This window comes from Streptomyces pseudoechinosporeus (assembly GCF_054783935.1).
In genome coordinates this window covers 112,454-119,212 of record NZ_BAAGPS010000067.1, presented here as the reverse complement: position 1 = coordinate 119,212, position 6,759 = coordinate 112,454, and the positions used below count along the sequence as shown (strand labels likewise).

Here is a 6,759-nt window from a genome sequence, read left to right as displayed (position 1 = left end):
GAACCCGGAAGCTAAGCCTCACAGCGCCGATGGTACTGCAGGGGGGACCCTGTGGGAGAGTAGGACACCGCCGAACTCCCTTTGGAGCTCCGGTCCTCGGACGATAAGTCCGAGGACCGGAGCTTTTTTGTTTCCAGGATGCTTCCCGAACCCCCTCCGCGCCGCAGGGAGATGCCTGCGGGTAAGGTCAGGTCGCAACGTCGGCACGTTCCCACAGGAGGCCCCCGGGTGGAGGTCCAAGAGACCCGCGTCCAGACAGACCGGGTCCTCACCATCCCGAACATCCTCAGCATGGCGCGTCTTGTTGGCGTACCCGTTTTCCTGTGGCTGATCCTTTGGCCTGAGTTCGGCGGGCCCAAGAGCGACGGCTGGGCACTGCTGGTGCTCATGCTGAGCGGGATCAGCGACTATTTGGACGGCAAGCTCGCCCGGCGCTGGAACCAGATCAGCAGTCTCGGCCGGCTACTGGATCCCGCGGCCGACCGACTCTACATTCTGTCGACTTTGGTCGGTCTCACCTGGCGCGAGATTCTGCCGTTGTGGCTGACGGCCGTCCTGTTGGCGCGAGAGCTGGTTCTGCTGGTGATGGTGGGCATCCTCAGGCGCCACGGCTATCCGCCGCCGCAGGTGAACTTCCTTGGGAAGGCAGCTACGTTCAACTTGATGTATGCCTTCCCGTTGCTGTTGCTCAGTGACGGAAGTGGATGGATCGCGTCACTCGCTGCTATTTTCGGATGGGCGTTCGCAGGATGGGGTACAACGCTCTACTGGTGGGCAGGGATCCTCTACGTGGTTCAGGTCCGCCGCCTTGTCCGCGCGGACGCCATGGCCGATTGAGCTCGCCGAATGGGCAGTCGTAGTGGCCTCTGATGGCCCGCAGACCGAATGTGCGGGACAATCTGGACGGGTGAAGTCGGCTAGACCGTCATCTCTTCAAGGAGGACGCTTCCGACATGAAGGCCGTCGTGATGGCCGGAGGCGAAGGCACACGCCTTCGCCCTATGACCTCAAGCATGCCCAAGCCGCTCCTGCCCGTGGCCAATCGCCCAATCATGGAGCATGTGCTGCGGCTGCTCAAGCGGCATGGGCTCAACGAGACCGTCGTAACCGTGCAGTTCTTGGCCTCGCTGGTCAAGAACTACTTCGGCGACGGTGAAGAGCTCGGAATGGAGCTCACCTATGCCAATGAGGAGAAGCCACTCGGTACTGCCGGCAGCGTCAAGAACGCCGAAGAGGCGTTGAAGGACGACGCTTTCCTTGTGATCTCCGGTGATGCTCTGACCGATTTCGATCTCACCGAGTTGATCAATTTCCATAAGGAAAAGGGTGCGCTCGTCACTGTCTGTCTGACGCGGGTCCCCAATCCGCTGGAATTCGGCATCACCATCGTCGACGAAGAAGGCAAGGTCGAGCGCTTCCTCGAGAAGCCGACCTGGGGCCAGGTTTTCTCGGACACCGTGAATACGGGCATCTATGTCATGGAGCCCGAAGTCTTCGACTATGTCGAGGCTGATGTTCCCGTCGACTGGTCCGGTGATGTCTTCCCACAGCTGATGAAGGAGGGCAAGCCAGTCTACGGCTATATCGCCGAGGGGTACTGGGAGGACGTCGGTACACACGAGAGTTATGTGAAGGCGCAGGCCGACGTCCTGGAGGGCAAGGTCGATGTCGAACTCGACGGCTTCGAGATCTCGCCCGGTGTGTGGGTGGCCGAGGGCGCCGAGGTACATCCCGATGCAGTGCTGCGGGGGCCGCTGTACATCGGGGACTACGCCAAGGTCGAGGCCGACGTCGAAATCCGTGAGCACACCGTTGTCGGCTCGAACGTCGTGGTGAAGAGCGGGGCCTTTCTGCACAAGGCCGTTCTTCACGACAACGTGTACATCGGCCAGCACAGCAATCTACGCGGCTGTGTCGTCGGAAAGAACACCGACATCATGCGTGCCGCGCGTATCGAGGACGGCGCCGTCATCGGCGACGAGTGCCTCGTCGGCGAAGAATCGATCGTGCAGGGGAACGTACGCGTCTACCCGTTCAAGACCATCGAGGCGGGCGCCTTCGTCAATACCTCGGTCATCTGGGAGTCCCGCGGTCAGGCACATCTCTTCGGAGCCCGCGGGGTGTCCGGAATTCTCAATGTGGAGATCACGCCGGAGCTCGCCGTCCGCCTGGCGGGGGCTTACGCGACGACGCTCAAGAAGGGCTCCACGGTCACGACCGCCCGCGATCACTCCCGGGGTGCTCGTGCGCTGAAGCGGGCGGTCATTTCGGCGCTGCAGGCCAGCGCCATCGACGTACGGGACCTGGAGAACGTACCGCTGCCGGTGGCGCGGCAGCAGACCGCTCGGGGCAGTGCCGGCGGGATCATGATCCGGACGACGCCGGGGGTTCCGGACTCGGTCGACATCATGTTCTTCGACGGGCGTGGGGCAGATCTGTCGCAGGCGAGTCAGCGCAAGCTGGACCGGGTTTTCGCGCGGCAGGAGTACCGGCGTGCGTTCCCGGGCGAGATCGGAGACCTGCACTTTCCGGCCAGCGTCTTCGACTCGTACACCGGCTCCCTGCTCAGGAATGTCGACACGACCGGGATCGCCGAATCCGGGTTGAAGGTGGTCGTGGATGCCTCGAACGGGAGCGCCGGACTAGTGCTGCCCAGTCTGTTGGGCAAGCTTGGTGTCGACTCGTTGACCATCAATCCCGGTCTCGACGAGTCAAGGCCCACCGAGACGGCAGATGCGCGCAGGTCGGGGCTTGTGCGGCTCGGGGAGATCGTGGCCTCGGCGCGGGCCGCGTTCGGGGTGCGGTTCGACCCGGTTGGTGAGCGGCTCTCGCTCGTCGATGAGAAGGGGCGGATCGTCGAGGACGACCGGGCGCTGCTCGTGATGCTCGACCTGGTGGCTGCCGAGCGGCGCAGCGGGCGGGTGGCACTGCCGGTCACCACCACGAGGATCGCCGAGCAGGTGGCGGCGTACCACGGGACTCAGGTCGACTGGACGACCACCTCGCCGGACGATCTGACGCGGGTCGGGCGCGACGACTCGACGATCTTCGGAGGCGATGGGCGCGGTGGGTTCATCGTGCCGGAGTTCAGCAGTGTCTTCGACGGTACGGCGGCCTTCGTACGGCTCATCGGTCTGGTGGCGCGCACACAGCTCACACTCAGCCAGATCGACGCGCGGATTCCGCGGGCACATGTCCTCAAGCGCGATCTTGCGACTCCCTGGGCTGTCAAGGGCCTGGTGATGCGGCGTGTGGTGGAGGCGGCCGGTGACCGGTTCGTGGACACGACCGACGGCGTACGGGTCGTGGAGACCGACGGGCGCTGGGTGATGGTGCTGCCGGATCCGGCCGAGGCGGTCACGCATCTGTGGGCCGAGGGGCCCGACGACGCTTCCGCCCAGGCGTTGCTCGACGAGTGGTCGTCCGTGGTGGACAGCGCCGGGCGCTGAGCACGCGCGCGTGCCGAACGGTGCCCCCAATGGGGCCCGTTCGGCACGTCGGTGGGGCCGTTCGGAGGTAGCGGTCGCGACGTGCGACGATGTGCGGCATGCCGCAGTACCCCCCTGTCCGGAGCACCCCCACGCGCCCTCCGCGCCCGGACGCCTCCATGTCGCTGCTCACCAACGTCATGGACCACAGCCTGGACGAGGGGTATGCGGAGGCGGCCGCCCGCAAGCAGGCCGAGCACGCTGGCGGCATGCCGAAGACGCTGCGGGCGAAGCTCGGTCTCGCGGCCGGCCTGGTACTCGCGGCCCTGGTGGTCACCGTGGGGGCAGCACAGGCGCGGATAGCGGCTCCGGTCGTCGCCAAGGAGCGCGAGGAACTCATCGACCGTATCGACCGTGAGACCGCGGTGGCCGACAAGATCGAGGACAGTGTCGACGAGTTGCGCGACGACGTGAGTGCTCGGCAGCGCGAGGCTCTGAAGAAACACGGCGGCGACCGGGGCGAACTGGTCGGCATTCTGTCCGGAGCGGTCGAAGTGCACGGTCCCGGCGTGAAGCTGGTCGTGAACGACGCGAAAGAAGCCGATCAGAGCGGTGACTCAGACGCGCGCGAGACGTCGGGCTTCTCCGACACGGGGCGCGTACGGGATCGCGATCTGCAGCGGGTCGTCAACGGCTTGTGGGCATCGGGCGCCGAAGCCGTCTCGATCAACGGGCAGCGGCTGACGGCGCTATCCGCGATCAGGGCGGCGGGTGACGCGATACTGGTCGACAACAAGCCGCTGGTGCCGCCGTACACGGTGCTCGCGGTGGGGGACGGCAAGGGGCTGAGCAGCGAGTTCCAGAGCAGTGCTGACGGGTTGTATCTGCAGGCGCTGCACGAGAACTTCGGGATCCGGACCGCCCTTTCCGTCGAGGATGACGTCCGGCTGCCCGCCGCGCCGAGCGTGATCGTACGAACAGCAGAACCGAGCACAGAGAAGGGCACATCGTGATCGCCGTACTGGGCCTCGTCGTGGGAGTCCTGGCTGGATTGCTGGTTCGGCCGGAAGTTCCGGCGGTGGTCGAGCCGTACCTCCCGATCGCCGTGGTCGCGGCGCTCGACGCCGTGTTCGGCGGGCTGCGCGCGATGCTCGACGGCATCTTCGACGACAAGGTCTTCGTGGTGTCCTTCCTGTCCAACGTCGTGGTGGCCGCGCTGATCGTCTTCCTGGGCGACAAGCTCGGCGTCGGCGCTCAGCTGTCCACGGGCGTCGTGGTCGTCCTCGGCATCCGCATCTTCTCCAACGCCGCGGCGATCCGCCGGCACGTGTTCCGGGCGTGAGGCCGATGAGCAACCAGGACGAGACCTCTGAGAAGGCCCCCAAGTCGGCCCCTGAGAACCCGCTGCGCAAGAAGCTGCCCGAAGAGGTGCCGGCTGAGGTCCCGGAGACACCGAAAACCGAGGCTCCTCAGACGCCGAAAACCGAAGCCTCGGAGGCTCTGGAGACCGAGCCGGAGCAGATCGAGCCGCCCCTGTCCGGTCGCCAGCGGCTGGTGAACGGCCTGTGGCCGCCACGCCTGTCACGTGCGCAGTTCATCGTCGCCCTCCTGCTGTTCGGCCTCGGCTTCGGCCTGGCCGTTCAGGTGGCGTCCAACAGCGACGGCGACGGTGCCCTGCGCGGCGCGCGTCAGGAAGATCTCGTACGCATCCTCGATGAACTGGACGACCGTACTCAGCGTCTGGAAGAGGAGAAACGAGGTCTCGAAGATCAGCGCACCGAGCTGGAGAACAGTTCGGACCAGGCCGAGGAGGCCCGCAAGCAGACGGTCGAGAAGGAGAAGCAGCTCGGCATACTTGCGGGCACGGTGGCGGCGCAGGGACCCGGCATCACGCTGACCATCGACGACACGAAGGGGACGGTCGAGGCCGACATGCTGCTCGACGCGATCCAGGAGCTGCGCGCAGCCGGAGCGGAAGCGATCCAGGTCAATGGCGTACGGGTGGTCGCCAGCACCTATCTGACGGACGCGAGCGGAGGTGGAGTGAGCGTCGACGGGAACAAGATCAGCCCGCCCTATCGTTTCAAGGTCATCGGCAGGCCGCAGGACCTCGAACCGGCGCTCAACATCCCCGGCGGGGTGGTGCAGACTCTGGAGAAGGAGCAGGCCACTGTCACGGTGGAGCGCTCCGACAAGATCGTCGTGGACGCCTTGCGACCAGCGAAGCAGCCTGACTACGCTCGGTCGTCCTCCCCGTGAGGCGGGGGCGCATGCGGGCCGCTCGTCGAGGGCATGACGTTGCGGGGGGTCGACGCACCGAATGGGTGGTGCGTGGTGGAAACTGTCTGGTGGATGCGGACGTTGTGAGGATGTCTGGCTCGACCGCTGTGTGTAATCAGGGTTCGTCCTGCCCCACGGGCGGGTCTGTTTCGGTCAAGGGGAATCGCCCGTGAAGTTGTTTGCGAAGTGGTTTGGCAAGAGCGCGAAAGAGGGCAGCGACAATGCCACTGCCCGACATCGCGCATCGCGCCATGAAGATGCCGAAGGGCAGGGGGAGCGCCCGCTGTTCCGAGATCAGCTCGGTGGCCCAGGTGGTGACATTTCCGGTGGTCAGGGCGCGCCGTCTGTTGACCCTGCCCAGTCCGGCCGCATAGGTTTCGGGGAACCGTCAACCTCAAGTGCGGGTGGAGGGTTCTCCCCCGACCCGTACGCGTCCAATGCCCAGGCAGGACAGCCGCGGCAGGAGGATCCGTCCATGTCGGCCCTGGTGTGCACGAGGTGCGGGAACCGCAACGCGGAGAACAGCCGGTTCTGCTCCAACTGCGGCGCGCCGCTGCGGGCCGGAGCGGCCGCCGAGCGCCCGTCGGAGACCACCTCGACGATCTCCATCTCGGGCCTCGAGGCCTATGACGCCGAGGCCACCGGCCAGACGCAGATGCCCATGCTGTCTCCCGAGGCGCAGGCAGCTGTGGACGCGCTGCCGCTCGGCTCGGCACTTCTGGTGGTGCGCCGCGGCCCCAACTCGGGCAGCCGCTTCCTGCTGGACAGCGACCTGACCACGGCGGGCCGTCATCCGCAGAGCGACATCTTCCTGGACGACGTGACCGTGTCGCGTCGCCATGTGGAGTTCCGTCGGCAGCCGGACGGCACGTTCACGGTGGCGGACGTCGGCAGCCTGAACGGTACGTACGTCAACCGGGAGCGGATCGACTCCGTCCCGCTGTCGAACGGCGACGAGGTGCAGATCGGCAAGTACCGGCTGGTCTTCTACGCGAGCCAGCGGGGAATCTGACCCTCCCCCAGAATCCGTCCGGGGGGACCCCAGGGAAGG

The 6,759-nt window shown here is 65.9% G+C and carries 6 protein-coding genes and 1 rRNA gene; all 7 read left to right on the top strand.

What is annotated here, in order from left to right; all coding sequences use genetic code 11:
- A 5S ribosomal RNA gene (rrf, locus tag ACYVO6_RS40815) occupies positions 1–76 on the top strand; the annotation flags it as partial.
- A gap of 152 nt (positions 77–228) precedes the next feature.
- Positions 229–837 carry a CDP-alcohol phosphatidyltransferase family protein gene (locus ACYVO6_RS40810; protein WP_344393326.1) on the top strand — a complete coding sequence of 203 codons (609 nt, stop codon included), beginning with the start codon at positions 229–231 and terminating at the stop codon, positions 835–837.
- 116 nt (positions 838–953) lie between these two features.
- Positions 954–3,449 (top strand): sugar phosphate nucleotidyltransferase, encoded by a 2,496-nt coding sequence (locus ACYVO6_RS40805; RefSeq protein ID WP_461070493.1) that lies wholly within the window; start codon positions 954–956, stop codon positions 3,447–3,449.
- A 98-nt stretch (positions 3,450–3,547) separates the two neighbouring features.
- Positions 3,548–4,441, top strand: a complete 894-nt coding sequence (locus ACYVO6_RS40800; protein ID WP_461070491.1) for a DUF881 domain-containing protein — start codon at positions 3,548–3,550, stop codon at positions 4,439–4,441.
- Positions 4,438–4,770, top strand: a complete 333-nt coding sequence (locus ACYVO6_RS40795; protein ID WP_033327114.1) for a small basic family protein — start codon at positions 4,438–4,440, stop codon at positions 4,768–4,770. The genes ACYVO6_RS40800 and ACYVO6_RS40795 overlap by 4 nt, the downstream gene beginning before the upstream one ends.
- 5 nt (positions 4,771–4,775) lie before the next feature.
- Positions 4,776–5,687, top strand: coding sequence for a DUF881 domain-containing protein (locus tag ACYVO6_RS40790; RefSeq protein WP_461070489.1), 912 nt, complete (start codon positions 4,776–4,778; stop codon positions 5,685–5,687).
- A 148-nt stretch (positions 5,688–5,835) separates the two neighbouring features.
- The gene (locus ACYVO6_RS40785) at positions 5,836–6,720 is read left to right on the top strand and encodes an FHA domain-containing protein (protein WP_461070504.1); all 885 of its coding nucleotides are present in this window, start codon (positions 5,836–5,838) and stop codon (positions 6,718–6,720) included.
- Positions 6,721–6,759: the final 39 nt, after the last annotated feature.

Coding starts and splice junctions, on each gene's coding strand:
- ACYVO6_RS40805 (WP_461070493.1), top strand. CDS start 954: ATGAAGGCCGTCGTGATGGCCGGAGGCGAAGGCACACGCCTTCGCCCT.
- ACYVO6_RS40800 (WP_461070491.1), top strand. CDS start 3,548: ATGCCGCAGTACCCCCCTGTCCGGAGCACCCCCACGCGCCCTCCGCGC.
- ACYVO6_RS40790 (WP_461070489.1), top strand. CDS start 4,776: ATGAGCAACCAGGACGAGACCTCTGAGAAGGCCCCCAAGTCGGCCCCT.